Origin of the sequence: Marinobacter sp. M-5 (genome assembly GCF_032911545.1) — a bacterium.
GTDB classification, from domain to species: Bacteria; Pseudomonadota; Gammaproteobacteria; order Pseudomonadales; family Oleiphilaceae; genus Marinobacter; species Marinobacter goseongensis.
The window spans coordinates 69,210-93,283 of sequence record NZ_JAWJEK010000004.1 but is presented as its reverse complement, the minus strand read 5'-3'; the positions used below and the strand labels follow the sequence as shown (position 1 = coordinate 93,283).

The following is a 24,074-nucleotide window of genomic DNA, read 5'->3' as shown; positions in this document are numbered from 1 at the left end:
TCCGCCAAGCGTTAAAGGGAGTCTAGAAAAACCCCGTTAACGAACGGACAAAGCAGGATTTGATGTAATCCGTCTCCGGAATGCCCGGAATCACCGGATGATCCGGCGCTTGATGGCCCTGCTCCAGCAACTGAACGAAGCGGTCAATCTTGCGACCACTGCCGCGGATGATGTCGATCAGCTTGTCCTGGGACAGATGCATCGAGCAGGACGCGGAAATCAACAGCCCGTCCCGCTCCAGCAGCCGCAGTCCGAGCTGGTTCAGCCGCGCGTAGGCCTGCTCACCGGCTTTCTGGTCACGGCGGCGGGGAATCAGTGCCGGCGGGTCCAGCACCACGATATCGAATTTCTCCTTCTCCTCCGCCAGCGCCTTCAGAGCATCAAACGCATCCCCCTCCAGGGTTTCCACGTTCTCCAGCCCGTTCAGCCGGGCGTTGTGGTGCACCGAATCGATAGCCGTAGCGGAACTGTCCACGCAGGTAACCTGGCTAGCACCGGCACAGGCCGCCTGAATACCCCAGCCGCCAACATAACTGAACACATCCAGCACCCGCTTGCCGGGCGCATAAGCCTGCAAGCGCTGACGATTCATGCGGTGATCATAGAACCAACCGGTTTTCTGGCCGCCTTCCAGCGGCACCTCAAACCGCACACCGTTCTCTTCCACCTTCAGCAGACTGGTCTCCGCACCGTGAGCCTGCTCAACATAAGTGTCCAGCCCCTCTACCTTGCGCATCTTGCCATCGTTTTTGAGGATGATAGCCGCAGGATGGGCCAGGCGCTGCACCGCGCGAATGATCGCCTCCTTCATCAACTCCATCCCGGCAGTAGAAATCTGCACCACCACCGTGTCGTCAAACCGATCGATCACCAGCCCGGACAGCCCGTCGCTGTCACCGAACACCCAGCGGTAAAACGGCTTATCAAACAAACGCTCCCGCAACGTCAGCGCCGTCTCCATGCGCTGGGTCAGGCGTTGAGGCGTCATACCGTGACTGGCATCCCGACTGATCAGCCGGCCGCAAATCAGTGCATGGGGGTTCACGAACACGGTCCCCATGGGCTTATCGTTAGACGCCCGCAACTCCGCCTGCACCCCGGCTTCAAAGCCCGTTAACGGTGAGCGCTGGATGTCTACTTCATTACTGTAAACCCAAAGGTGGCCGGCTTTGAGCCTGCGCTCAGCGCCTTTGCGGAGATAAAGAACCGGGAAATTCATAAGGCCTACCTAATGGATTGCGAAACGGGGAGGGATTATACACAAGCACTGGAAACCAACGCCGCAGCCGGCCGACTCAGACCCTGCGCGAACCCTAACTTTCGGCGGCTACGTGCTCAGCATAAGCAGCAGGGTCCATCAGCCCATCCAGCTCGCCCTTGTCCGCCAGGCGCACCTTGAACAGCCAGCCATCGCCGTATGGATCGTCATTCACCTTCTCCGGCTCATCTTCCAGCGCTTCATTCACCTCAATGACCTCACCGGTAACCGGGCTGAACACATCCGACGCCGACTTGACGGATTCCGCCACACCGGCCTCCTCGCCACCGTTCACCGTTGTGCCCACGTCCGGCACGCCCACGTAAACTACATCCCCCAACTGCTCCTGGGCGAAATCGGTAATGCCCACGGTGGCGATGCCATCGTCGGCCACGCGAACCCACTGGTGGGTTTCGATGTATTTCAGGTCTGCGGGTACATCACTCATGATCGGATTCCCTGTTGGTTTTTGGCGCAGTTTAACCGAAGACGCTAACGCCAGCGAACCCCCCGAGCCAGGTTCATGAACGAATTCAGGTAATCCACGTCCCGATCCCGTTCACGAAGGCCCAAAAAGATCTGCTTGGAAATACCCGCCTGCCCAAGCCGGACCGGCGCTATCGGCATTCTCTCGCCATACTCCTCCACCAGCCAGCGCGGCAGCGCCGCCACTCCCCGACCCGCCGCGACCATCTGCAGCATGATGTCCGTGGTTTCGATGGTTTTATGCCGGGTCGGGCTGGCATGGGCGGGCAACAGGAAATGCGTGTAGATATCCAGGCGCTCCACCTCCACCGGGTAGGTAATCAGGGTTTCATTCGCCAGATCCGCCGGTTCCGCCCAGGCTTTCGATGCAAGGTCATGACCACTGGCGACCACCAGCACCTGCTCGTAATCGAACACCGGCTCGAACGCCAGCCCGGGCCGGTGCAGGGGGTCCGGAGTGACCAGAACATCGATGTCGTCCCCGAACAGCGCTCCGATGCCACCGAACTGGAACCGCTGCTTCACGTCCACATCCACCGTGGGCCACTCTTCTAAATACGGCCCCACCACTTTCAACAGCCATTGGTAACACGGGTGGCACTCCATGCCGATACGCAGGGTGCCGCGCTGCCCGCGGGCAAACTGACCAACCAGCATTTCCGCGTGTTCAAACTGCGGCAATAGCCGGGTTGCCAGCGACAGTAAGTACTGACCCGCCTGGGTCAACCGCAGCTGCCGCCCCTCCCTCTGCCACACCGGTGTCCCGAGCTGCAGCTCCAGTTTCTTGACAGCGTGGCTCAGCGCAGACTGGGTCAGATGCAACGCTTCGGCCGCCGCCGTCAGCGAACCCTGACGCTCAACTTCCCGCAGAATTTCCAGATGACTCCGCTCGATCATAGCTCGTGGCAACCTCGCCAAAAGGTGAATTAAATTCATGGATTGGTGAAATATTACCATTATTATTCATCTATCCCGATGCGTAATCTTGGTGGCCTCTCAAGTCACCCCAAGATTCCGGACGAGGACACCATCATGATTACGACTCACAACCTGGGCTTTCCGCGCATCGGCGCACGACGGGAGCTCAAGTTTGCCCAGGAGGCCTTCTGGAAAGGCGAAGTCAGTGCCGAGGAACTCAACATCACCGCCCGCGACCTGCGACGTCGCCACTGGCAACAGCAATCATCGCTGGCGCTTGCCCCGCTGGGTGATTTCTCGCTTTACGACCAGGTGCTGGACATGAGCATGACCCTCGGCCACCTACCGGCCCGGGCCCGGGACACCAACGGCAGCGAACTGGACCGCTATTTTCGTGTCGCACGGGGTCGGTCTGCCAACGACAACGCCTGCTGCGCCATTCATGCCGGGGAAATGACCAAGTGGTTTGACACCAACTACCACTACATCGTGCCCGAGTTCGACCGCGATACCCGCTTCCAGCTGAATCCCCAGCGCCTGCTGGCGCAACTGGCGGAGGCCAGGGCCCAGGGTGTGACGGCAAAGCCGGTGATCATCGGCCCGGTCACCTATCTCTGGTTGGGTAAAAGCAAGGACGACAGTGACCGGCTGGCGCTGCTGGATGACCTGCTGCCGGTGTACGCTGAGCTGCTGAACCGGCTCGCCGACCAGGGGGTGGACTGGGTGCAGATTGACGAGCCCGCTCTGGTCACCGAGATGGGCGGCGCCTGGCGGCATGCTTTCCATCTCGCCTACCACCAACTCAAAGCGTGCCCGGTCAGACTGTTGCTCACCACCTACTTCGGCGAACTGCGGGAAAACCTGCAACTGGCCTGTGAGCTCCCGGTGGCGGGGTTACACATAGACGCCATCAGCGCCGCGAGCGAAGTCAGCCGGGTCGCCGACTGGCTCCCGGCCCACAAGGTACTGTCGCTGGGCGTCATCAACGGGCGCAATGTCTGGAAAACGGACCTTCAGGCAACGCTGGATTGGCTCGAACCGCTTCATCAGCGTCTGGGCCAGCGGCTGTGGCTGGCCCCATCGTGCTCACTGCTGCATGTGCCGGTCGATCTGGCTTCGGAAACAACCATGGACCCGGACATTCGTTCCTGGCTGGCCTTCGCCGTTCAGAAACTCGACGAACTGCACATTCTCGCCAGGGCACTGGAGCAAGGGCGCGAAGCTGTCGTTCAGCCGCTGGCGCAGAATGCATTGGCCATCGCCGGCCGCCGGCAATCCCCGCGCGTTCATAACCCGGAGGTCACCGGGGCGATCGCAGCGATCACGCCCGACCTTGGGGCCCGAACGAGCCGTTATGCACAGCGTCTGGAAACGCAGAAGCAGCATCTGAATCTGCCCGCCTTTCCAACCACAACCATTGGCTCGTTCCCGCAAACCCGGGAGATTCGCCACACCCGATGTCAATATCGCATGGGCGAACTCAGCGAGCGCGAATACACCGCTCGTATCCGCGAGGAAATCGCTCACTGCGTGCGGGAGCAGGAGGCGCTCGGGCTGGACGTTCTGGTACACGGCGAGGCCGAACGTAACGACATGGTGGAATACTTCGGCGAGCAGCTGGACGGCTTCACCTTCAGCCAGTTTGGCTGGGTTCAATCCTACGGTTCCCGCTGCGTGAAGCCGCCGATCCTGTTCGGCGACATCCAGCGGCCCAAAGCGATGACCGTGGCGTGGACCGAATACGCCCAGTCACTGACCAACCAACCCATGAAGGGCATGCTTACCGGCCCGGTGACCATCCTCAACTGGTCCTTCGTAAGGGACGACCAGCCCAGAAAAGACACCTGCCTGCAGCTGGCCCTGGCCATACGGGAGGAGGTTCTGGATCTGGAGCGCGCCGGCGTGCGCATCATCCAGATCGACGAAGCGGCCCTGCGCGAAGGGCTGCCCCTGCGACAATCAGACTGGCAAGGCTATCTGGACTGGGCCATCGAAGCGTTCCGCATCAGCGCCAACGGCGTCAACGACGGCACCCAGATTCACACCCACATGTGCTATTCGGAGTTCAACGACATTATAGAAGCTATCGCCCGCATGGACGCGGATGTGATTACCATCGAAACCTCACGCTCGGACATGGAACTGCTGGACGCGTTCAAGGGATTCGATTACCCCAACGATATCGGTCCCGGGGTATACGACATTCACTCGCCAAACATTCCGGAACAGCGACACATGGTCTCGCTGATGGAAAAAGCGGCACAGCGGATACCGGCAGAGCGTTTATGGGTGAACCCCGATTGCGGGCTGAAAACCCGCAACTGGGAGGAAGTGATCCCGGCGTTGCGGGCGATGGTCGAGGCCGCCCGTCGCTTGCGGGTAAATTGACAGCTTCTTCGAACGAGATGCACCGGCTACGGGTCAGTAGCCGGTGCTGTTGCTGTCGAGATCGAACTCGAAATCCGCAGCCCGCCGGACTTCGGTGCGGAATTCACCAGAGGCCTCCAGCTCGAACCAGCGGTAGCCCGGAGGCAATTCCTCCACAGCAAACTTGCGAGAACCGGAGGTAAACTGAATGCAGGTCGAAGGTGTGGCCAACAGCCGCACGCCCTTGCGGTGGAGGTCATGCTCCTGGTGAATGTGGCCCCACAACACGATTCTTACCTGCGGGAATCGATCCACCACGCCCCAGAAGGCGTCGCGGTTGCGTAACCCGATCTGCTCCATCCAGTCAGAACCGATGTCCACCGGGTGATGGTGCAGTGCCACCAGCGTGGGCAATGCCGGGTTCTGCGACAATGTATCCTCCAGAAACGCCAGCTCGGAGTCTGCCAGCTCGCCGAACACCTTTCCCGGCACCGAGGAGTCCAGCAGGATGAACTGCCAGCCACCCTGGACAATGTGCCGTCGATTGGCCTGCTGCTCACTGGCAACCTGCTCCAGGACGCCTCTGGCATCATGATTCCCGGCAATCCAGCCCGCACCACACGGAAAAACCCGCAATTTTTCACCAAACACCCGGTACGCCTCCGCAGAGCCGTCCTGGGCAAGGTCACCGGTGGCGAGCACCAGGTCCGGCTGCCCATGCTGCGCGAGCACCTGCTCAATCACAGCGTCGAGACTGTCCCGTGTATTCACACCAAGCAATGCGCCGGCCGGATCGGCCATCAGATGGGGATCTGTTAACTGCAGTACCCGGAGAGGGCGGGGGTTATCCTTTTCGTTCATGGCACTCTTTTTCGTTGCTGGGCAGAACACTTAGCTTGGTACACGTATACGCTGAGAGTAATCCGTTTTCTCAAGGCCAAACAGAACAGCAATCACATTCTGCCCATTTTCACGCGACATAGCGCACAATTTGACAACCATGGCACAGCCACCGACGTTGGCTATGCCTTCTTAGTCCACGCCTTCACCGGCAGACCACAGGGCATGCTCCATGGGCAGGTGCCCGAAACGCAGGCAGTAATCCAGCCAGTCCGCCAGAAACCCGTTCACCTGCACTTTCTCGTCCGGGTGGTGCATGAAGCGATTGGGGTAATCGTTGACCGCGGCAATCTGACGATCCCGATAGCAGCTGATCACTTCGGCCATGGAGGCATCATGATACACCCGCACCGTCAGTTGGGGGTTATTGAGCCAACGGCCAGCGTTATGGATCTGCTCGAGCAGCAGCGTCTCGGTAAACCGGGCTGTTTGCAGCACCTTGATCCGCACACGCCCGAGATACTGGGATTCCCGGTGCAGCTCGAACTCGGACACCGGTTCGCCACCGGATTCCAGTTGCCGCAACTGGCGCAGACGCACGTAGTTGCCGTCACACAGGGCGCCGAGCTGCCGCAGATCCGGCACATAACGTTTCGGCTTCATGGTCCATTCGCCCATCAGGCCCACCCTTCCCGCAAGCGGGGACGATTCAACTGAAGCCACTGCAACGCAATTATCGCCGCCGCGTTGTTGATGCGGCCATCGGCGATCATGGCAATGGCCTCGTCGGCGGAGACCACGTGGGCACGGATGTCCTCGTGCTCATGCTCCACTCCGAACAGACCGCCGGCCGATTCGGTGCTGATGCGACCGCAGTAGAGATGAATCAGTTCGGTGGTGCCCCCTGGCGAGACCAGGTAGTTGCAGATTTTCTCAAGAGAGCTGAATGTCAGGCCAGCTTCTTCCTGCCCTTCCCGCTGCGCGACGTCTTCCGGGGTTTCGCCCGCTTCGTTCATGCCGGCGACCAGTTCCAGCAACCAGGGCGATTGGCCCCGATCCATGGCGCCGAGGCGGAATTGTTCCAGCAGCACGACTTCGTCCCGCTCCGGGTCATAGGGTAGTACGCAGGTGGCGTCACCGCGGATAAACAGCTCGCGGGTGAAGACGGGCATGTCGCGGCCATCAAAACGCGGATGGGTCAGCCACAGCTTGTCCATGCGGAAGAAGCCCTGGAAGACGGTTTCGCGTTTTTCGACCTTGACGTCGCTGGCTTTGAACTGGAACGGCTGGATCATCGTTTATCCGGTTGCGAATTCGATTTTGAACGATAGCCGGAACTGCTGCAGTGGTGCAAGCTTTGGCCCCCGGTTCAAGACACCCAACCATCAGGCCAGGTGCCACCAGACTCAAAGTCAGATCTTGTCGTACAGCTTACTCCCGGATTCAACAAACTCCCGCGATTTCGCCTGCATGCCGGCATCCACCGCCGACACCTCATCGAGACCATGCTCCTTTGCATACTCCCGAACCTCCTGTGAAATCTGCATGGAGCAGAACTTCGGTCCACACATGGAACAGAAGTGGGCCACCTTGGCGGATTCCTTGGGTAGAGTTTCGTCGTGGTAGGCCCGGGCGGTGTCCGGATCGAGGCCGAGGTTGAACTGGTCTTCCCAGCGAAACTCGAAGCGGGCCTTGGAGAGTGCGTTGTCGCGAATCTGGGCCCCCGGGTGTCCCTTGGCGAGATCGGCGGCATGGGCCGCGATCTTGTAGGTGATGATGCCGGTTTTGACGTCGTCCTTGTTGGGCAGGCCCAGGTGCTCTTTCGGGGTGACGTAACAGAGCATGGCGCAGCCGTACCAGCCAATCATCGCAGCACCGATGCCGGAGGTGATGTGGTCGTAGCCTGGTGCGATGTCGGTGATCAGGGGGCCGAGGGTGTAGAACGGGGCTTCGTCACAGCATTCCAGCTGCTTATCCATGTTCTCCTTGATCAGCTGCATGGGCACGTGGCCCGGGCCCTCGATCATGCATTGCACGTCGTGCTTCCAGGCGATTTTGGTCAGTTCGCCGAGGGTTTCCAGTTCGCCGAACTGGGCCGCATCGTTGGCATCGGCAATGGAGCCGGGACGCAAACCGTCACCAAGACTGAACGAGACGTCGTAGGCTTTCATGATTTCGCAGATGTCTTCGAAGTGCTCGTAAAGGAAGCTTTCCTTGTGGTGCGCCAGGCACCATTTGGCCATGATCGAACCACCGCGGGAGACGATGCCGGTGGTGCGTTTGGCAGTCATCGGTACGTGGTGCAGGCGCACGCCAGCGTGAATGGTGAAATAGTCCACGCCCTGCTCCGCCTGTTCAACCAGCGTGTCGCGGAAGATTTCCCAGGTCAGGTCTTCGGCCACGCCCCCGACTTTCTCCAAAGCCTGGTAAATGGGTACGGTACCGATCGGCACCGGCGAATTGCGGATGATCCACTCACGGGTTTCGTGGATGTTCTTGCCGGTGGAGAGGTCCATGATCGTGTCGGAGCCCCAGCGGGTACCCCAGGTCAGTTTCTCGACCTCTTCCTCGATGGAGGAGCTGACCGCGGAGTTACCGATGTTGCCATTGATCTTCACCAGGAAGTTGCGACCGATGATCATCGGCTCGGTTTCCGGGTGGTTGATGTTGGCGGGGATAATGGCACGGCCGCGAGCCACTTCGTCCCGGACAAATTCCGGCGTGATATCCTGCGGCAGGGAGGCGCCAAAAGACTGCCCCGGGTGCTGGTCCTGCAGGAGGCCCTGTTCTCTCGCCTCATGAAGCTTCATGTTTTCACGAATGGCGATGAATTCCATCTCGGGGGTGATGATGCCCTTGCGGGCGTAATGCATCTGGCTGACGTTTTGTCCGGACTTGGCCCGCAGCGGTTTACGCTCGTCCATAAAGCGCAGAGGGTCCAGCAGGGGGTCTTTCATGCGCCGGCGGGTGAATTCGGAAGTGTAGCCCTCCAGCTGCTCCACATCGCCCCGCTCCGCGATCCATGCCGCGCGGATGGGTTGCAGGCCTTTACGCAGGTCGATGGTGGCTTCGGGGTCGGTGTATGGCCCGGAGGTGTCGTAAACTCTGACCGGTGGGTTCTTTTCTCCACCCATTTCCGTGGGTGTGTCCTGCACGGTAATTTCCCGCATAGGCACTCGCAAGTCCGGTCGGCTACCCTCCACGTAAATTTTACGAGAGTTGGGCAGCGGCTGGATAGCGGCGGAGTCGACGCGGGCGGAATCGCTCAGGTATGAGGGTAAAGAGGAAGATGTATCGGTCATCATGCGCTCCCGGAACGGGGTGGGTGGTATCGGGTCGCGTATGACGGAGCACGGAAGATTCCACGTGCTTCACTGCTGTCTGGTCTTAATTCCTACGCCGGTATTATCCGGATCAGGTCGCGGGTTTTGCGATGCAATCTCAGCCGGCCAGAGAACGTTCCGGCCAGCACCCCGTCAAGACGCGATGTACTTATGCATAACACTCTAAATGAGTGACATTTGCAAGTGTAGAGATGCGCGCAATTATTGTCCATAATGACCGGCCAGACTCGTCCACTGTTGCTCGCGGGCGCTGTCACAACGCTGCAACAGATGCGCTCCGGAGTGGAGCGACGCGCTAACGAACCAGGAGACACAATGAAGAAACGATTCCTTTCCGGGATGATCGGACTGCTCGCGGCCAATCCGGTACTCGCCATGAATCTGATCGAGACCTACGAGAAAGCGCTGTCTTATGACTCCGGAATTGCAGCAGCACGGGCCAGTTTCGAGGCGCAGGAAGCCGCCACCGATGTGAGCCGCGCCAACCTGCTGCCGCAAGTCAATGCGTTCGGTGAAGCCAACTACACCGACACGGAGTCGTCCGATCAGAACGCCGATTTCACCACACTGGCTTATGGCGTGCGACTGAGCCAGCCGCTGTTCCGAGCCGACGCATGGTACAGCTTCGACGCCAGCAAATTCCAGAGCGAGGCTGCGCGGGCGCAGTACAACCTGGCACAGCAGCAGCTGATTCTCGACGTAGCGAGCGCTTACTTCAACGTACTGAGGGCGGCCGACACCCTGACCACCGCCCGCGCCACTGAAGCCGCTATCCAGCGCCAATATGAACAGGCTCAGGAACGCTTCGACGTCGGCCTGATCGCGATCACCGAGGTGTATGAAGCCCGCGCCAGCTACGATGACAGCAAGAGCCAGCGCATCGCCGCCGAGAGTGACCTGGACATCGCCCGCGAGCAACTGGCGCGGCTGACCGGCGAGTACACAGAAGAACTCGATAACCTGCGGGAAAATTTCCCGCTTGGCCGCCCCGAACCCATGGATCCGTCCCAATGGGAAGCCACGGCACTGGAGCAGAACTGGACCATTCAGGCCGCCGCGTTCGATCTGAACACCAGTGAAGCCAATTTGAAAGTTGCCAAAGCCGGCCACTACCCGACACTCGACCTTAATGCGTCCTACGGCAAAAGCGACATTGACGGACTCGACGACGGAGCCTCACCGCTGCAGCAGCGCAGATCGGACGGCACCACCACAGAGGCGGTGATCGGGGTCACCCTGAACGTACCCTTGTACATGGGCGGTGGCACCCAGGCCGGCGTGCGTCAACAGCGGTCCCTGGTCACGGTTGCCGAGCAGAGCCTGGAAACCACCCGCAGGGACGTTCGGGTCAATACCCGCAGCCTGTTCCGCACGGTGAACACCAACATTGAGACAACGTCAGCACTGGAGCAAACCATCATTTCCCGCCGCAGCGCCCTGGATGCGACCCGGGCCGGGTACGAAGTGGGCACCCGTAACATCGTGGAAGTGCTGGATGCCGAGCGTGCGTACTATGTGGCGCTGCGGGATTACGCAAACTCCCGTTACGACTATGTGATCAACACCCTGAGCCTGAAACAGGCGGCCGGCACACTGAGCCCGCAGGATCTGATTGATCTGAATAACTGGCTCAGCGCTTCTGCACCGGGCATCGAAGCCCTTGCCAATGACGAGGAAACCCTCGAGGGCCCGGTCGGTAACTGATCCGACCTCCCCGAGCCCTGCGACAGTAAGAGCTGTCGCAGGGCTTACACCCGCCTGAGAATACCGTCGACCACCTTTTCCAGCGCTCCGCGATTGGCATCCACCACGGCCAATGCGTTATCGCCCGACTGTCGGGCCACCGCCGGATCTTTCAATAATTCGCTGACACACCCCGCCAGGGCGTCCGATGTAGGCGTCAGGTATAAACCGTGCCCGGCGGCCAGGCGATGGTAGATCGTCTCAAAATTGAAAATGTGCGGGCCCGACAACACGGGCAGGCCCCAGGCGGCCGGCTCCAGCGGGTTATGGCCACCCCGTTCGATCAGTGAACCACCAACAAACGCAACATCGGATGCACCATAGAGCATCAGCAACTCGCCCATGGTGTCACCCAGGTACACCTGCATGTCCGTCGCCAGCGTGGTCTCTGCCAGTGACCTGCGCGCCAGCCTCAGGCCGAGTTTTTCAGTCAACGCTGCCACATCGTCAAAACGCTCCGGATGCCGTGGCACAATCACCAGCAAGGCGTCGGGAAAGTCGGATAACACGCACCGGTGCGCCTCCAGAATCTGCTCATCCTCACCTTCGTGGGTGCTGGCGGCAATCCACACCGGCCGCCCGTTGCCCAGTTGCGCCCGCAGTGTTGCCGATTCGTTCCTCAAGGCTTCGGCGATATCTACATCGAACTTGATGCTGCCCGTCACCGAGACTGATTCCGGCTGCGCCCCGATCCTCAGAAACCGGCCAGCGTCTTCATCCGCCTGAGCGGCGATCCAGCAAAGGCTGCGCAGCAGTGGCCGGACCAGGGAGGCGACACGCTCGTAACCTTTCGCCGAACGCTCGGATAACCTCGCATTGATCAGGAAAACGGGCACGTCGTGGCGGCTGGTGTTGGCAATCATGTTGGGCCACAGTTCGGTTTCCATAATCACCAGGGCCCGAGGCTGTACTCGGCTGGCGAACCGGCGCACAGCGCCAGGGGTATCGTAGGGGGAATACGCATAACGGACCTGATCTCCGAACATGGCTCTGGCCCGGGCCGAGCCTGTCGCGGTCATGGCGGTCATCAGGATCGGAATATCGGGGCGGCGGCGAAGCAGTGCCTTCACCAGAGGGGCAGCGGCAATGGTTTCCCCAACCGACACAGCATGCACCCAGATCACCGGCTCCGTCGAAGGCTCAACAAAGCCCAGCCGTTCCTGCCAGCGGTTCCAGGCGCCCGGGTTGCGCCGGCCGATCCACCACAAACGCAACAGTACAAACGGCAACGCAACGCGAAAGAACAGTGAATACAGAAAATGAAGCATGGAGTCTCCGGGCCGGCAATTGGAGGGCATTCTACCGAAACACGTTCACGTTCGCCCACATTGCCACTTTAGTCGAGCGGAAACACCCTGCTAAACTCCGGTTCTGATTCCGATTTACAGACGAGACAACCCCAGCGTGAGCAAGCGCCCCTCTAGAAAACGCGACACCCGATACACTCAGTACCGTCATCCCCGTTGGTGGCCGACCTGGATGGGTATTGGCCTGATGTGGCTAATGTCCCGACTGCCCCTGCGCTGGCAATGGAGGCTGGGCAAGTTGATCGGAGAACTGGCCTACCGGCTGATTCCACGCCGTCGACATATTACCGAGGTCAACATCCGCCTGTGCTTCCCCGCGCTGTCTCCGGAGGAACAGCAGCAACTGGTACGCAAGACCTTCCGCTCCAACGGTATCGGCATGATGGAAATCGGCCTGGCGTGGTTTCGCGACCCCAGAAGCTTTTTACCGGTGACCACCGTGCACGGTCTGGAGCACGTGGACGAAGCCCTTGCAAAAGGAAACGGCATTCTGCTGCTGGGCGGACATTACAGCACCCTGGATCTGGGCGGCAGCCTGGTGACCGAGTTCATCGAGGCCGATGTCATGCAACGGGATCACAACAACCCCCTGATGAACGCCGTCATGACCCGCGCGCGGGAGCGTCGCTACGGCGTAGCACTGGACAGTAGAAACCTGCGGGGCCTGCTAAAGCAGCTCAGGAGGAACCGGGTGGTGTGGTACGCCACGGATCAGGATTACGGGCGCAAGGGCATCGTGTTCGCTCCGTTTTTCGGCGTACCCGCCGGCTCCATCACCGCTACGTCACGCATTGCCGAGCACAGTGGCTGTGCCGTGGTGCCTTTCAGCCATTTCCGTCGCGAGCACGAACCCGGGTACGACATCTACTTCCATCCCCCGCTGGAAAGCTTCCCGTCGGGAGACGACCTGGCCGACGCCACGCTGGTAAACCGGAGCATCGAGCAGGAAGTGCGCCGCTTTCCGGACCAATACCTGTGGATGCACCGGCGCTTCAAGACCCGGCCGTCCAAAGACGACCCGGACCTGTACAGCAAGGAAGCACACTGAATGGCCTCTGACGCCCCCGCGATCTGGCTGCTGACCGACAACAAGCCCGGGCACCGCAACCAGCTCAAAGGACTGGGCAACCGCCTGCGGGTGCACGCTGGCGCTACCGTGCACTGGATCGATGCCCCGGCGAAGAAGGTTCCGCTGTGGCGGGCTTTGACCGGACTGGCCCCGGCCATGGACGCCGCCCTGCCCGCTCCGGACCTGATCCTTGCCGCCGGCTCCTCTACCCATCGGCTTCTCCTCGCCCTGCGCCGCAAGGCCCGAGCAAAAACCGTGGTGCTGATGAAGCCCGCCTTTCCGCTGGGATGGATTGACGCGGCCATCGTGCCGGAACACGATCGGGTGCCAGCCGGCAAGCGCGTGCTGGTCACCCAGGGCAGCATCAACAGCATCACCCCGCTGGCCCGGATTACCAACAAGCCCGAGGCCCTGATCCTGGTGGGCGGTCCGTCACCCCATTTTGACTGGAACGACGACGTGGTGTTCGAGCAGATCACCCACCTGATCCGCACCTATCCGTCCTGGCGCTGGACCATCTCCGGCTCACGACGCACACCGGACACCCTGGCCAGCAGACTTGAGGAGCTGGCGGGCATCAAGATCACGGTTGTTGATCCCCAACGGACCCACGCCGACTGGCTTTCCCACCAGCTGGCCGCCTCACGGGCCATCTGGGTCACACCCGACAGCCTGTCTATGGTCAGCGAGGCCGCCACCTCCGGGGTGTCGGCAGGCCTGCTGCAGCTGACCCCACAACAGGGCAGCCGCGTCGCCCATGGCGTTGATCTGCTGGTGGAGCGTGGCCATGTGGCACGCTGGAGCGATCATGCTACCGTCATGGGCGACACCGTGCACGACAGCCCGCATCGCCTGTGGGAGGCCGATCGCGCTGCCCGATGGCTGATCCGGACATTTCTGAAACGAGGCGCGGCATGAGAGTGGTTCAGATTCTGCCAGCCCTGCACAGTGGCGGCGTGGAACGGGGCACCGTGGAGTTTGCCGCCGAACTGGTCCGCCGCGGCCACGAATCCATCGTCATCTCTAACGGCGGCCCATTGGTGCGCCAGTTGGAGGTGCAGGGATCCACCCATATCGAGCGGCCCGTTCATCGTAAGTCGCCGGCTTCATTCGGCCAGATCCGTCCGATGCGGCGTCTGTTGCAGCAGCTCCGCCCGGATGTGGTTCATGTGCGCTCACGCATGCCGGCCTGGATCACCCGGCTGGCGTTACGGGGCATACCCGCGAACGAGCGCCCGGTGGTGGTGTCGACCTTCCATGGCATGTACTCGGTGAATGCCTATAGCGCTATCATGGCCCGGGCGGATCACATCATCGCGGTCTCCGACTGCGTGCGGCAGTACGTGCTTCGCCATTTCAGAGTGGCCGACAGCAAACTCACCGTCATCCAGCGCGGCGTTGATGTGGACGGCTTTCGCAACCAGACCCTCAGTGCCGACTGGTCTGCCGCGCTGGAGCGCGACTACCCTCAGCTTGCCGGCAAACGCCTGATCATGATGCCGGGCCGGATTTCCCGCTGGAAAGGTCAGCTTCTTTTCCTGGAAGCCATGGCCGAGATCGTACGCCAGAATCCGGACTGCCACGGCATCGTTGTGGGCGGCGTGGAGCCGGGCAAAGACCGCTTCATGGAAGAGTTGCTGGCCCGGCGCTCAGAGCTGGGGCTGGATGACCATGTGACGTTTCTGGGCCAACGCCGTGACATGGCAGAGCTGTACCTGGCGTCGGATCTGGTGTGTCACATGTCGACCAAAGCGGAACCCTTTGGTCGCACCGTAACCGAGGCGCTGGCGTCCGGTATCCCGGTAGTGGCCTTCGATCGCGGCGGCGCCGCCGAAACCCTGCGGGCCTGTTTTCCTGAAGGCCTGGTGGAGCCGGATAACACCCAACGATTTGCCGCAGCCGCATTAACTTTGCTGAGCCACCCCACGCCGCCTATCCGGGTGCCGGAACGGTTTCATCTGAAAGCCCAGACCGAGGCCACACTGGCGATCTATCAGCGCCTGATCGCCGGGCGCGAGGCCTGAGGGTGGACACCGGGCTCACCATTGCCATGATCCTCGCCACTCCCGGCACCGGCTGGGGCGGCATGGAAAAGCACACCGCAGAGCTGGCCGCGGCTCTCGCTGGACGGGGGCACCGCATACACGTGCTGGCCCACCCGGCCTATCTGTCGCAGTTCGCGGCTGCAATTACCGTACACCCTCTGCCGCTGCATCTGGGCCGCCGCAACCCCTGGCTCCGGTTCCGGGTTCAACGGACGCTGCGCTCGATCCGGCCAGACATTACCCACGCACAGGGCAACAAGGCGGCCAGTTTGCTGAGCCGCACCCAGAAATTTGCCGGGGTCACCCTCGGCACCGTACACGGCACCAAAACCTCCCACAGGGCCTTTGCCGGGCTGGACGGTGTTATCGCCGTCAGCGCTGACATTCTGGCCGCTTTGCCTCATCGGAATAAACGCCTGATTCACAATGGCCTCATCCCGGCGACCACAAACCACGGAACAACCGGCACCACCATACCGATTCCCGACGACCGACCGGTTCTGCTTGCCGCCGGCCGACTGGAGCCGGTCAAACAGTTCGACCGATTGATTCAAGCGTGGATCGATGCGCGTGTTGCCGGCACGCTGGTGATCCTTGGAGAAGGCAGTCAACGAGGACGGCTCACCGCCCTGATCAGAAAGCTTGAGGTGGAGGACCGGGTTCTGCTGCCGGGTTTCGAGACCAATACCGGAGCATGGCTGAAGGCCGCGTCGGCCTGTGTGATCAGCTCACAACGGGAGGGCTTCCCCTACATTCTGGTGGAATCCCTGCTCGCCCGGTGTCCGGTGCTGGCCACACCGGTGAGCGGTGTGCGGGAATTCCTGCCGCTGGATTGCATCGCCAACTCGGACAGCACCGCCGACCTCAGCCGCCTGATTAGCCAACACGCCCACTCGCTGCACGCGCTGGCAAACCATCAGACAGCGGCGTTTGAGCGCGCCGCCCACACCCTTTCTCAAGAGGCTATGGTGACGGCGACCGCCCAGTTCTATCACCAGCTTATTGCTGACGCGTCTCCGGCGGGGTCTTCTCCAGCGCCGCGATGACGGCCTTGGCCACGACCCGATGACCCTCGGCGCTCAGGTGAGTACCGTCCGCCATCAGGCACTCGGACCGGCTCGCCCAGAGCTGATCGTAAGCATCTGCCACAACCGCATTGCGGTGTTGCTTCGCAAGATCCCGCAGCGCCTGATTGTAGGCTCGGATTCGCGGGTTACGGGGCTCGTCCAGATTCGGCGGCGTTGCCACCAGCACAAACCGGGTCTGCGGGGCCGATCCGACTACCTGACTTACATTGGCGAGGTACTCCGGCAACGGCACCTGCTCCACCGCACCGAGGCGCTGCAGAAGATGCAGTCGTCGCCCGAGTTTCTTGATCTTCTTCACCAGCTTGCGCGCGATCTTGCGAAACGGGTTATCCGGGTAGTACAACACGTAAGGCGCGCCGCGAAATACCTGCCAGGAGTCCACGAGACCGTACTGGATAAAGCCCACCTGATAATCGCCCGGCGGAAACGCCTGGGCGTAGCGCAGCAGCTCCCGGGTCGTGCTCATGGTATGACCGCAATTGACCAGACTCTGCCCGAGATACAACGCCACCAGCTCCGGCCACACCGGCTCCTGGTAGCCTTTCAGCCCCTCGGTGTTACAGTCACCGTAAGCGATACAACGTGTTGTCATGGTACGATTCCGTTTCCATTACTCAAGGATGGATCTTCTTTCAGACATAAAAGGTTCTGTGACCGCCCATGATTGACCTTGGCACCTGCCAGCCGTTCGCCTCAGGCTGTAACCGTCACTGCTTTCGTCACCCGGACGATCCATTATTGTGTCTGAAAGTACTGCGCCCTGAAAACATCGAGGCGCGCTATCAGCGCCAGCCGTGGGCCAAGAAACTGTTGGGCAGACGCCGCATTGATGACAACGCCCAGGAACTGAAAGCCCACCGGCAAGGAGCCATCCGCCGCTTGCTCGCCAAGGGCGAAGCCGAAATGGTCTGGCAGCATCTGCCCCATTTTCATGGGGCTGAACCCACCTCTCTGGGCCGCGCCAATGTCAGCGAACTGTTGCTGGATGATCAGGGCCAGCCTGCACAGACCCTGGAGCACTACCTGCGCCAACGGGGCTTTGACCAGCCCATGCGCGACGCTGTGGGCCGTTTCTGCAGCTGGTTACAGGACACGGGGATTCTTACCCGCAACCTGCTGCCCCACAACCTGGTGGTAGTGGCCCGGCACCAGCGGCCGGAGTTGTATCTGATAGACGGGCTGGGAGCACCTACCGTTCCCGACAAACTCGCCATGGTTCCGGCCTGGCGAAAACGCTACATTGAACGTCGCATACGGCGCTTCTATTTACGGATCGACTGGGAGATGAGCGACCGCAATAACAGCTGGGAGAACGCTCAGAAGCTGTAGATCGGACCCACTCTGCCTTGCCGCCCCGGCCCGATGGTGATAGCTTCCGCTCAATCTGACGAAGAGAGATGAATCCCGATCCATGGCCGTGTCCAAAGCAACGTTTCTGATCCTCGCCCTCAAACTGGCCGGCAAGCTGCCCCTGAGCGGCGCGCAGCTGATTGGCCGCCTGTTGGGCACCCTTGGCTGGGTATTCAACAGCAAAGCCCGCAAAGTGACAGAAACCAACCTGCGCATCTGCTTCCCGGACCTGCCAGAGACCCGGCGCCGGGACCTGGCCCGATCCAGCCTACGCCACACCGGGCAAACCCTGATGGAGATTCCCTTGATGTGGGAGTGGCCGGTCGAGGATTGCCTGGGGCTGATTCGGGAGATCGAAGGCGAGCATCTGTTGGACGCCGCTATGGCCAAAGGCAAGGGACTGGTACTGCTGGCGCCTCATCTTGGCAACTGGGAGCTGACCGGCCTGTATTTCTCGTCTCGCCACAAAATGGCGGCGCTATACAGCCCGCCGCATATCCGCGAATTCGAGGACTACATGATCCGAGTGCGCGGCCGCATTGGCTCCGAACTGGTACGTGGCGACCGTCGCGGGCTTGCGCGGCTGATCACGCTGTTACGGGAAGGCGGCGTGGCCGGTATCCTTCCCGACCAGAGTCCCCGTGCGAAGGGCGTGGCCCATGCGCCATTCTTCGGGCTGAATGTACGCACCATGACCCTGGTATCGAAGCTGCTTCAGAAATCCGGCGCTACCCCACTGATGACCTTTTCGGAGCGCCTGAAAGACGGCCAGGGGTTTCGACTGGTCATCCGCGAATGCGAGCCTGACCTGGATTCCACCGACCCGGTGGTCGCAACCACGGCACTGAACCTCTCGATTGAAAACTGCGCGCGTGAAATTCCGGAACAGTATCAGTGGGAATACAAGCGCTTCCGGCACCTGACGCCGGGCACACCGAACCCTTACAATCCGAAGAAACTGTGCCGCTGAGCCGTCCGTCTCGCGCGCGGTGATGATGAGAATCCCTGACAGGCAAGCCGCCGCCAGCGCGTGTATACTAGACGCCTTATTTAAATACCTCATCGGCACGGGCCAGACAGAGTTATGACACCACAATCCATCGGCGTGGTTATCACCACTTACAATTCGCCCCTGTGGCTTGGAAAAGTTCTGACCGGGTATGAGAACCAGACCCGGAAGGACTTCCGGGTGATCGTGGCCGATGATGGCTCCACTGAGGAAACCCGCGCCTTGATCGATCGGTTCCGCGATCGCGGCATTCTGACCATCGATCACGTCTGGCACGAGGACGATGGCTTTCGCAAATGCCAGATACTCAACAAGGCCATTTGCGAAACCGATTGTGACTACCTGATTTTTACTGACGGAGATTGCATCCCCGAACCTGACTTCATCGCCACGCATCAGCGTCTGGCTGAGCCTGGCTACTTCCTGTCAGGCGGATACATCAAACTCACCATGCCGGTGTCCGAGGCCATTTCGGACGACGACATCCGCAGCGGCGTTATCTTTTCGCCAGAATGGCTGGTCAGCAAGGGTCAACCCAGAAACCACAAATTGTGGAAGCTGTCCCGCTCCGAAATGAAGAAGAAGCTTTTAAATGCCGTAACCCCTGCGGCCTCAAGCTGGAATGGAATGAACAGCTCGACCTGGACCAAAGACCTGATCGCGGTCAATGGCTTCAACGAAGACATGCAGTACGGCGGGCTGGACCGGGAATTAGGAGAACGGCTGTGGAACTACGGCCATAAATCGAAGCAAATTCGCTACAGCACGGTGTGCCTGCACCTGGATCATGCCCGCGGTTACTCCAAGCCGGAAATCTGGGCGAAGAACCGGGCCATCCGCAAGGCGGTGAAAGATGACCGGACCTTCTGGGCGGTTAATGGAATCGAGAAGAAGCCCACCGCATGAGAACCCTGGTCGTCATTCACAGCCTGAAAATGGGGGGCATGGAGCGGGTTGCCGTTAATCTCGCAGACGCCTTTGCCGAAGAAGGCCACGAGAGCCATTTGCTGGCCTGCCGCAATCAACCCAATGATCTGAAGCCTGCCCACGAAGCCGTGAAGCTCCATCACTTTGATCAACTGCAGGCCCTGCTGAAGTCGGTGATTGGCGTTCCGATCTTCCTGTTATCACGCCTGGTTCTTGGCGTTGTGCTGCCGAAGTCCCACTTCATCTGGGTTGGCTGGCTCAGCGGATGGCTGCTGAAGCGCCATATCCAGAAACTGGAGAAGCAATACGGCCACTTCGACCGCATCGTTTTCCGCGGCCTCGGCACCTTCAAGTATTTCTGGTCCTTCCAGGATGACCGCAATGTCTACGTACTGGAAAATGTTATCCATTACGATCGCCCACTTTGGCAAAAGAAGCTGGAGTGGAAACTGGTGTTCCACAACCGACACCTGGCGTGCGTGTCGTCCGGCGTTCTCGAGTCGGCGCAGGAGGCATTTGCCAAAGGGTCTGTTGAACCCAAAACACTCAGGGTCATCACCAATCCCTGCCCGGTTGCCCAGATCCACGCCATGGCAAAGGAGAACGACCCCGACCTGCCCACCACGCCTTACATCGTAAACGTGGCCAGACTGGTTCCGCAAAAGGGACACGCCCTGTTGCTGGACGCTTTCGCCCGGGCTCGTATTCCTCACCAGCTCGTCATCGTTGGCGAGGGTCCGCTGCGACAGGAACTGGAGCAGAAGGCCCGGTCACTGGGTATTGCCGACCGCGTGCTGTTCGCCGGTAAGCGCACAAACCCCTATCCCTGGATGCAGCGGGCCGACCTGTTCGTGCTCGCCTCCGAATACGAGGGACTCGGCATAGTTCTAACCGAAGCGCTGGCGTGCGGCACGCCCATCCTGTCCACGGACAGCCGGGGAGGTGTCAGGTTTGTTTTTCAGGGAGAACTGGAGCAATACCTGACCCCGGGCACGCCGGAAGGGCTGGCGCAGGGCCTTGAATCCGCGGTCAATAAGCTGCCGATCGAGGTGAAAGCGGAATGGCTTGAGGCCTTCCGCTCGGAAGCAGTGGTTGAGCAGTTTCTGGCCTAGCCCAGCGTATCCACAATGGAGCGAATGGATTCCAGCCTGGCAATGGCGTTCATGAAATCATGGCGCGACTCACTCCACTTGCTCAGGAAGATAAAATCCAGTCCGGCCCGTGACGCTGCTTCAATATCGTACTGGCTGTCCCCAACAAACACGGCCGGTTGCTCAATTACCCCGGAGGCCAGTTCCCGACTCAGAATGTCATCCTTGGTCTCCGGGCTGCCGAAGATGCCGCCGTCAAAGTGGCCTGCCAGCCCCCGGTCATGGAATACCTCCCGGAGCTCTTTCTGGTCACCGCCCGAGACGACCAGCCAGCGCGCGCCTTGTGTGTTCTGCCTCAGTTCGGCCAGACCTGAGGCCACCTCGCAGTTTCTTAATCCCTGCTTCACGTAGCCTGCATAGCGATCCAGTAGCTCATCCAGTTCGACAGGCTCAACCTCGCGCCGGCCCACTATGCTGACCAGAAAATGCTCGAATTTTACGTATCGGGATATTCCACCGTTCCGGACGTGGTAATCCACCAGCATCCTGGCCTTGTCTTCGCCATAAGGTCGGGCGGTTTCGTAGAAGGCCCCGGTCTTGACCCGGTTGGAGTCAAGCAGGACTCCGTCGCAGTCAAACACCCAGGTTTTGTAGTGATTCAGGACCGGCATTCATCAGCTCCAGTAAAATCCCGCACATTCAGCAAATTCCGCTGGGGTTCAGCGCCCGACGCGTGCCTCGCGCAACTTTTCCAGGGCTGATATATGAACCACGCCTAACTGCGCGGGAAACGGCGTATCCAGCATGAGAGCCATGGCAAAACGGTGGCACCCTGCCCCGGAAAATATGGGTTCTCCTCCGGGGCCAAGGTGCATCAGGATACCGTCTAACTCGCGGAAGGCTCCGGGATCGAGTTCCTTTCGGGGTGGCAGGCTCCCCCGCTGGCGAACTTCATCCCAGATCACATCCAACGCGTGAAAACGTTTTGCAACATCTTCAGGGGTACGGCATTTATCGGTCATCCCTGTCGGCGACACGGCTATGCGACTGAGCATGAAATCGATGGCACCGGCTTCTTCCCAGCTCTTACCTTCCCGCCAATGCTTCCAGCAGTAGGTCAGTTTGGGATGCCTATCAAACGATTGCTCCAGTTCGGCTGGCCATTCCGATACCACAGAACCTGAAATTCGTCTTACGCGGGATCCTAAGTGCGCCGCCAGGTCCGCCGCTTCTATGTAACGCTGGCACTGGGAGGGCTGAACCCAGATGCGTTCTGCGTACAGTGGCGCTTCACGGCCGAACCGCTGACGGCTCAGCATGTCTTTCCAGAGTGCCCTGAGATGGTACTTGATAGTCAACTAATGTCCTTCATTCATTCGATCCTGTTCTGGCCCAAAAAAGAGCTGCCTGGTTTCCCGAATCATGCGTTCAAGTCCGAACTCACAGTCGATCCATGCCCGCAACTCGGTCGGCGCAAACGTCTGCTCCCCCTCCATGATGGACCGGACACCCCGGGCCAGAGCCGAAACGTCATCCACGGCCGTCAGGATGCCGTAGCGGCCATGGGCAAGCAGTTCCTCACTGCCGGGCACACGGGTAGAGACCACGGGTATACCATGGCTCATGGCCTCGTTCAGGACATTGGCCATCCCCTCATTCCTTGAGCACAGCAGGAAAAGATCGATCCCCTGGAAAAAGGCGCCCATATCCGTCTGGTAGCCAAGGAAATGAATCCTTGCCGCTTCCGGCCGTTGATTGATGGCCCCTTTGATCTCTTGCTCAAACTCCCCTTCGCCTACATGCACCACATGCACATTGTCCGGAAGCCCGGCGAGAATATCCGGCAACAGGTCGAAGCCCTTCTGTGGGCTGAAACGGCCGGCACATCCGACAATAACGGTGCCTGGAGAGAGATTCAGCTGGGTCCTGAAATCCGTCGGCCGGCGCTCTCCGGCAGGCAGCGCAAAGCCGTTGTACACCCGCACCACATTACGTTCGTCAAAAATCCTGGAATGCTTCAGCATGGCACTCCTGAGGGAGTCACTATTGACCATCAGCAGTGCCTTCATCAACCGAAAGATCACGAAGAACTTGACCGGACTCTTCACCCTCCGGGCGATCCCGAGATACAACACGACCCGATCAACCCCCGCGAGTTTTGAAGCCAGGGTGACCAGCCACCAGTCTTTCTTCAGCGCAGCAAACACCACGTCGGGGTCAATCTTCCGAAGAATCCTCACATAGTTTGCGACCACAAAGAAATTGAAATCTCCACCACGGGAGGCCACTTCAATGACCGAGACGTTCTCCAGTCCTGCAAAACGGTCTGCAAAACAGCCGTCCAATAGAACGACGTAAACCCTGACACCGCTCTGCCCAAGGAAACGAGCCCGAAGGCGCACATTTTTTTCAATGCCGCCCCACACTTTCGAGGGACAAAACAACACCGCTTTTTCCATGGTTCAGTACCTTTGGCTTATGGGCCCGGTGGATTCGATATAGTTCAGGCGCGGTTTTTCCGCTTCCTGCGGTTTCTGACCCGCCGCTTGAGATTGCGCACCCCGAAGCTCGCGGATTCCAGGCTTGAGGCCAACCATAGCCAGAAAGATGAGGCCTCAGTACTGGAAAGCAAGTGCCGGGCTTCGGGACAGCTGCGCAAGAAACGGTCTATCTCCCTGGCTTTTTGAAGCTTGGGCAGAAACCGTGGTTGCTTCAGCCGGAAGTCAATAAACGTGACAGTTCTGTCCACCATCAGAAAGTTGGCAAGCTGGGCATCGCTTCGAAGATAGCCCTGCCGGTGCAACGCCTGCAACTCGACGAGAATCTTTTCCGCATCCCTCGGCTCCGCTGGTCGACCCTCAACAAACCGGTAGCACACAAAGGAATCGACCACCACGCCCCTCCACCTGCGCTCGCACGCCAGGACCGGTTGCGGTGCGCCGAAGCCAAGGTCAGACAGCCGCTCAATATGCCGGAAGGTCCGTAATGCATCACTCTCACGGAAGAGCGTCAAAAAGCGCTCCCAGCGACGGTTATTCCGTGCCCGGGGCACTTTGAGCAGGAGTGCGTCATCACCAAAACGGACTTTCGCGCTCAGGGTCCGCCAGTTATCGCGAAACACCGATTCCCGCAGCAGTTGGTCATTGGAAATGGCGTCCACCAGCTGTCGGCTGGCCGGGTCTTCAAGCCGTGAAACAACACGATTCTTGCCGTATGTGAGTAAGCGAGACAT

At 60.1% G+C, this 24,074-nt stretch carries 23 protein-coding genes and 1 riboswitch; of the genes, 10 read left to right on the top strand and 13 right to left on the bottom strand.

Annotated features, from left to right (window positions below; genetic code table 11):
* Nucleotides 1–22 precede the first annotated feature (22 nt).
* From R0125_RS15755 to R0125_RS15745, 3 genes are all read right to left on the bottom strand, one after another.
* Nucleotides 23–1,219: a class I SAM-dependent rRNA methyltransferase gene (locus R0125_RS15755; RefSeq protein WP_317238772.1), complete on the bottom strand. Its 1,197-nt coding sequence runs from the start codon at nt 1,217–1,219 to the stop codon at nt 23–25.
* Nucleotides 1,220–1,313: 94 nt separating this feature from the next.
* Nucleotides 1,314–1,706: a glycine cleavage system protein GcvH gene (gcvH, locus tag R0125_RS15750; RefSeq protein ID WP_248183729.1), complete on the bottom strand. Its 393-nt coding sequence runs from the start codon at nt 1,704–1,706 to the stop codon at nt 1,314–1,316.
* A 44-nt stretch (nt 1,707–1,750) separates the two neighbouring features.
* Nucleotides 1,751–2,641 carry a LysR family transcriptional regulator gene (locus R0125_RS15745; protein WP_317238771.1) on the bottom strand — a complete coding sequence of 297 codons (891 nt, stop codon included), beginning with the start codon at nt 2,639–2,641 and terminating at the stop codon, nt 1,751–1,753.
* A 135-nt stretch (nt 2,642–2,776) separates the two neighbouring features.
* Here R0125_RS15745 and metE point away from each other — a divergent pair, with 135 nt between their 5' ends.
* A complete protein-coding gene (metE, locus tag R0125_RS15740) occupies nt 2,777–5,050 on the top strand; it encodes a 5-methyltetrahydropteroyltriglutamate--homocysteine S-methyltransferase (RefSeq protein WP_317238770.1) in 2,274 nt (757 codons plus the stop codon).
* 33 nt (nt 5,051–5,083) lie between these two features.
* On the opposite strand, the gene cpdA is transcribed toward metE, so the two are convergent.
* The 4 genes from cpdA to thiC all read right to left on the bottom strand — a co-directional run bounded on the left by cpdA (nt 5,084) and on the right by thiC (nt 9,171).
* Entirely contained in the window at nt 5,084–5,890 is an 807-nt protein-coding gene (gene cpdA, locus R0125_RS15735; RefSeq protein WP_317238769.1) for a 3',5'-cyclic-AMP phosphodiesterase, read from the bottom strand.
* Between the two features lie 171 nt (nt 5,891–6,061).
* The gene (locus R0125_RS15730) at nt 6,062–6,547 is read right to left on the bottom strand and encodes a DUF1249 domain-containing protein (RefSeq protein ID WP_248183725.1); all 486 of its coding nucleotides are present in this window, start codon (nt 6,545–6,547) and stop codon (nt 6,062–6,064) included.
* Nucleotides 6,547–7,164: an NUDIX domain-containing protein gene (locus R0125_RS15725; protein ID WP_248183724.1), complete on the bottom strand. Its 618-nt coding sequence runs from the start codon at nt 7,162–7,164 to the stop codon at nt 6,547–6,549. Before R0125_RS15725 ends, R0125_RS15730 begins: the two co-directional genes overlap by 1 nt.
* A gap of 117 nt (nt 7,165–7,281) precedes the next feature.
* Nucleotides 7,282–9,171 carry a phosphomethylpyrimidine synthase ThiC gene (gene thiC, locus R0125_RS15720; RefSeq protein ID WP_317238768.1) on the bottom strand — a complete coding sequence of 630 codons (1,890 nt, stop codon included), beginning with the start codon at nt 9,169–9,171 and terminating at the stop codon, nt 7,282–7,284.
* A 72-nt stretch (nt 9,172–9,243) separates the two neighbouring features.
* A riboswitch (TPP riboswitch) is annotated at nt 9,244–9,355 on the bottom strand.
* Between the two features lie 173 nt (nt 9,356–9,528).
* Between thiC and R0125_RS15715 the strand changes: the two genes are divergently transcribed.
* Nucleotides 9,529–10,917 (top strand): TolC family outer membrane protein, encoded by a 1,389-nt coding sequence (locus R0125_RS15715; protein ID WP_317238767.1) that lies wholly within the window; start codon nt 9,529–9,531, stop codon nt 10,915–10,917.
* Nucleotides 10,918–10,961: 44 nt separating this feature from the next.
* On the opposite strand, the gene waaA is transcribed toward R0125_RS15715, so the two are convergent.
* Nucleotides 10,962–12,224 (bottom strand): lipid IV(A) 3-deoxy-D-manno-octulosonic acid transferase, encoded by a 1,263-nt coding sequence (gene waaA, locus R0125_RS15710; protein WP_317238766.1) that lies wholly within the window; start codon nt 12,222–12,224, stop codon nt 10,962–10,964.
* A gap of 136 nt (nt 12,225–12,360) precedes the next feature.
* Between waaA and lpxL the strand changes: the two genes are divergently transcribed.
* From lpxL to R0125_RS15690, 4 genes are read left to right on the top strand one after another with little or no spacing between them, the layout of a single operon-like run.
* Nucleotides 12,361–13,311, top strand: coding sequence for an LpxL/LpxP family Kdo(2)-lipid IV(A) lauroyl/palmitoleoyl acyltransferase (gene lpxL, locus R0125_RS15705; RefSeq protein WP_317238765.1), 951 nt, complete (start codon nt 12,361–12,363; stop codon nt 13,309–13,311).
* The gene (locus R0125_RS15700; RefSeq protein WP_317238764.1) at nt 13,312–14,250 is read left to right on the top strand and encodes a mitochondrial fission ELM1 family protein; all 939 of its coding nucleotides are present in this window, start codon (nt 13,312–13,314) and stop codon (nt 14,248–14,250) included. It begins immediately after the preceding gene.
* Nucleotides 14,247–15,356 (top strand): glycosyltransferase family 4 protein, encoded by a 1,110-nt coding sequence (locus tag R0125_RS15695; protein WP_317238763.1) that lies wholly within the window; start codon nt 14,247–14,249, stop codon nt 15,354–15,356. Before R0125_RS15700 ends, R0125_RS15695 begins: the two co-directional genes overlap by 4 nt.
* Nucleotides 15,357–15,358: 2 nt before the next feature.
* Complete coding sequence (locus R0125_RS15690; protein WP_317238762.1) at nt 15,359–16,423, top strand: glycosyltransferase; 1,065 nt, start codon at nt 15,359–15,361, stop codon at nt 16,421–16,423.
* Here the strand turns inward: R0125_RS15690 and R0125_RS15685 are convergent.
* Nucleotides 16,377–17,057, bottom strand: coding sequence for an SGNH/GDSL hydrolase family protein (locus R0125_RS15685; RefSeq protein ID WP_317238761.1), 681 nt, complete (start codon nt 17,055–17,057; stop codon nt 16,377–16,379). The genes R0125_RS15690 and R0125_RS15685 overlap by 47 nt on opposite strands.
* 68 nt (nt 17,058–17,125) lie before the next feature.
* Between R0125_RS15685 and R0125_RS15680 the strand changes: the two genes are divergently transcribed.
* The 4 genes from R0125_RS15680 (at nt 17,126) to R0125_RS15665 (ending at nt 20,863) form a co-directional block, all read left to right on the top strand.
* Nucleotides 17,126–17,794, top strand: coding sequence for a YrbL family protein (locus R0125_RS15680; RefSeq protein ID WP_317238760.1), 669 nt, complete (start codon nt 17,126–17,128; stop codon nt 17,792–17,794).
* Nucleotides 17,795–17,876: 82 nt separating this feature from the next.
* Nucleotides 17,877–18,785 (top strand): lysophospholipid acyltransferase family protein, encoded by a 909-nt coding sequence (locus R0125_RS15675; protein WP_317238759.1) that lies wholly within the window; start codon nt 17,877–17,879, stop codon nt 18,783–18,785.
* A gap of 114 nt (nt 18,786–18,899) precedes the next feature.
* Entirely contained in the window at nt 18,900–19,730 is an 831-nt protein-coding gene (locus tag R0125_RS15670) for a glycosyltransferase family 2 protein (protein ID WP_317238758.1), read from the top strand.
* Nucleotides 19,727–20,863: a glycosyltransferase gene (locus R0125_RS15665; RefSeq protein ID WP_317238757.1), complete on the top strand. Its 1,137-nt coding sequence runs from the start codon at nt 19,727–19,729 to the stop codon at nt 20,861–20,863. Before R0125_RS15670 ends, R0125_RS15665 begins: the two co-directional genes overlap by 4 nt.
* Here the strand turns inward: R0125_RS15665 and R0125_RS15660 are convergent.
* From R0125_RS15660 to R0125_RS15645, 4 genes are read right to left on the bottom strand one after another with little or no spacing between them, the layout of a single operon-like run.
* The gene (locus tag R0125_RS15660; protein ID WP_317238756.1) at nt 20,860–21,513 is read right to left on the bottom strand and encodes an HAD-IA family hydrolase; all 654 of its coding nucleotides are present in this window, start codon (nt 21,511–21,513) and stop codon (nt 20,860–20,862) included. The two genes, R0125_RS15665 and R0125_RS15660, sit on opposite strands and share 4 nt — an antisense overlap.
* Nucleotides 21,514–21,561: 48 nt before the next feature.
* Entirely contained in the window at nt 21,562–22,200 is a 639-nt protein-coding gene (locus R0125_RS15655; protein ID WP_317238755.1) for a hypothetical protein, read from the bottom strand.
* Complete coding sequence (locus R0125_RS15650) at nt 22,201–23,301, bottom strand: glycosyltransferase (RefSeq protein ID WP_317238754.1); 1,101 nt, start codon at nt 23,299–23,301, stop codon at nt 22,201–22,203.
* Nucleotides 23,302–23,345: 44 nt separating this feature from the next.
* The gene (locus R0125_RS15645; RefSeq protein ID WP_317238753.1) at nt 23,346–24,074 is read right to left on the bottom strand and encodes a hypothetical protein; all 729 of its coding nucleotides are present in this window, start codon (nt 24,072–24,074) and stop codon (nt 23,346–23,348) included.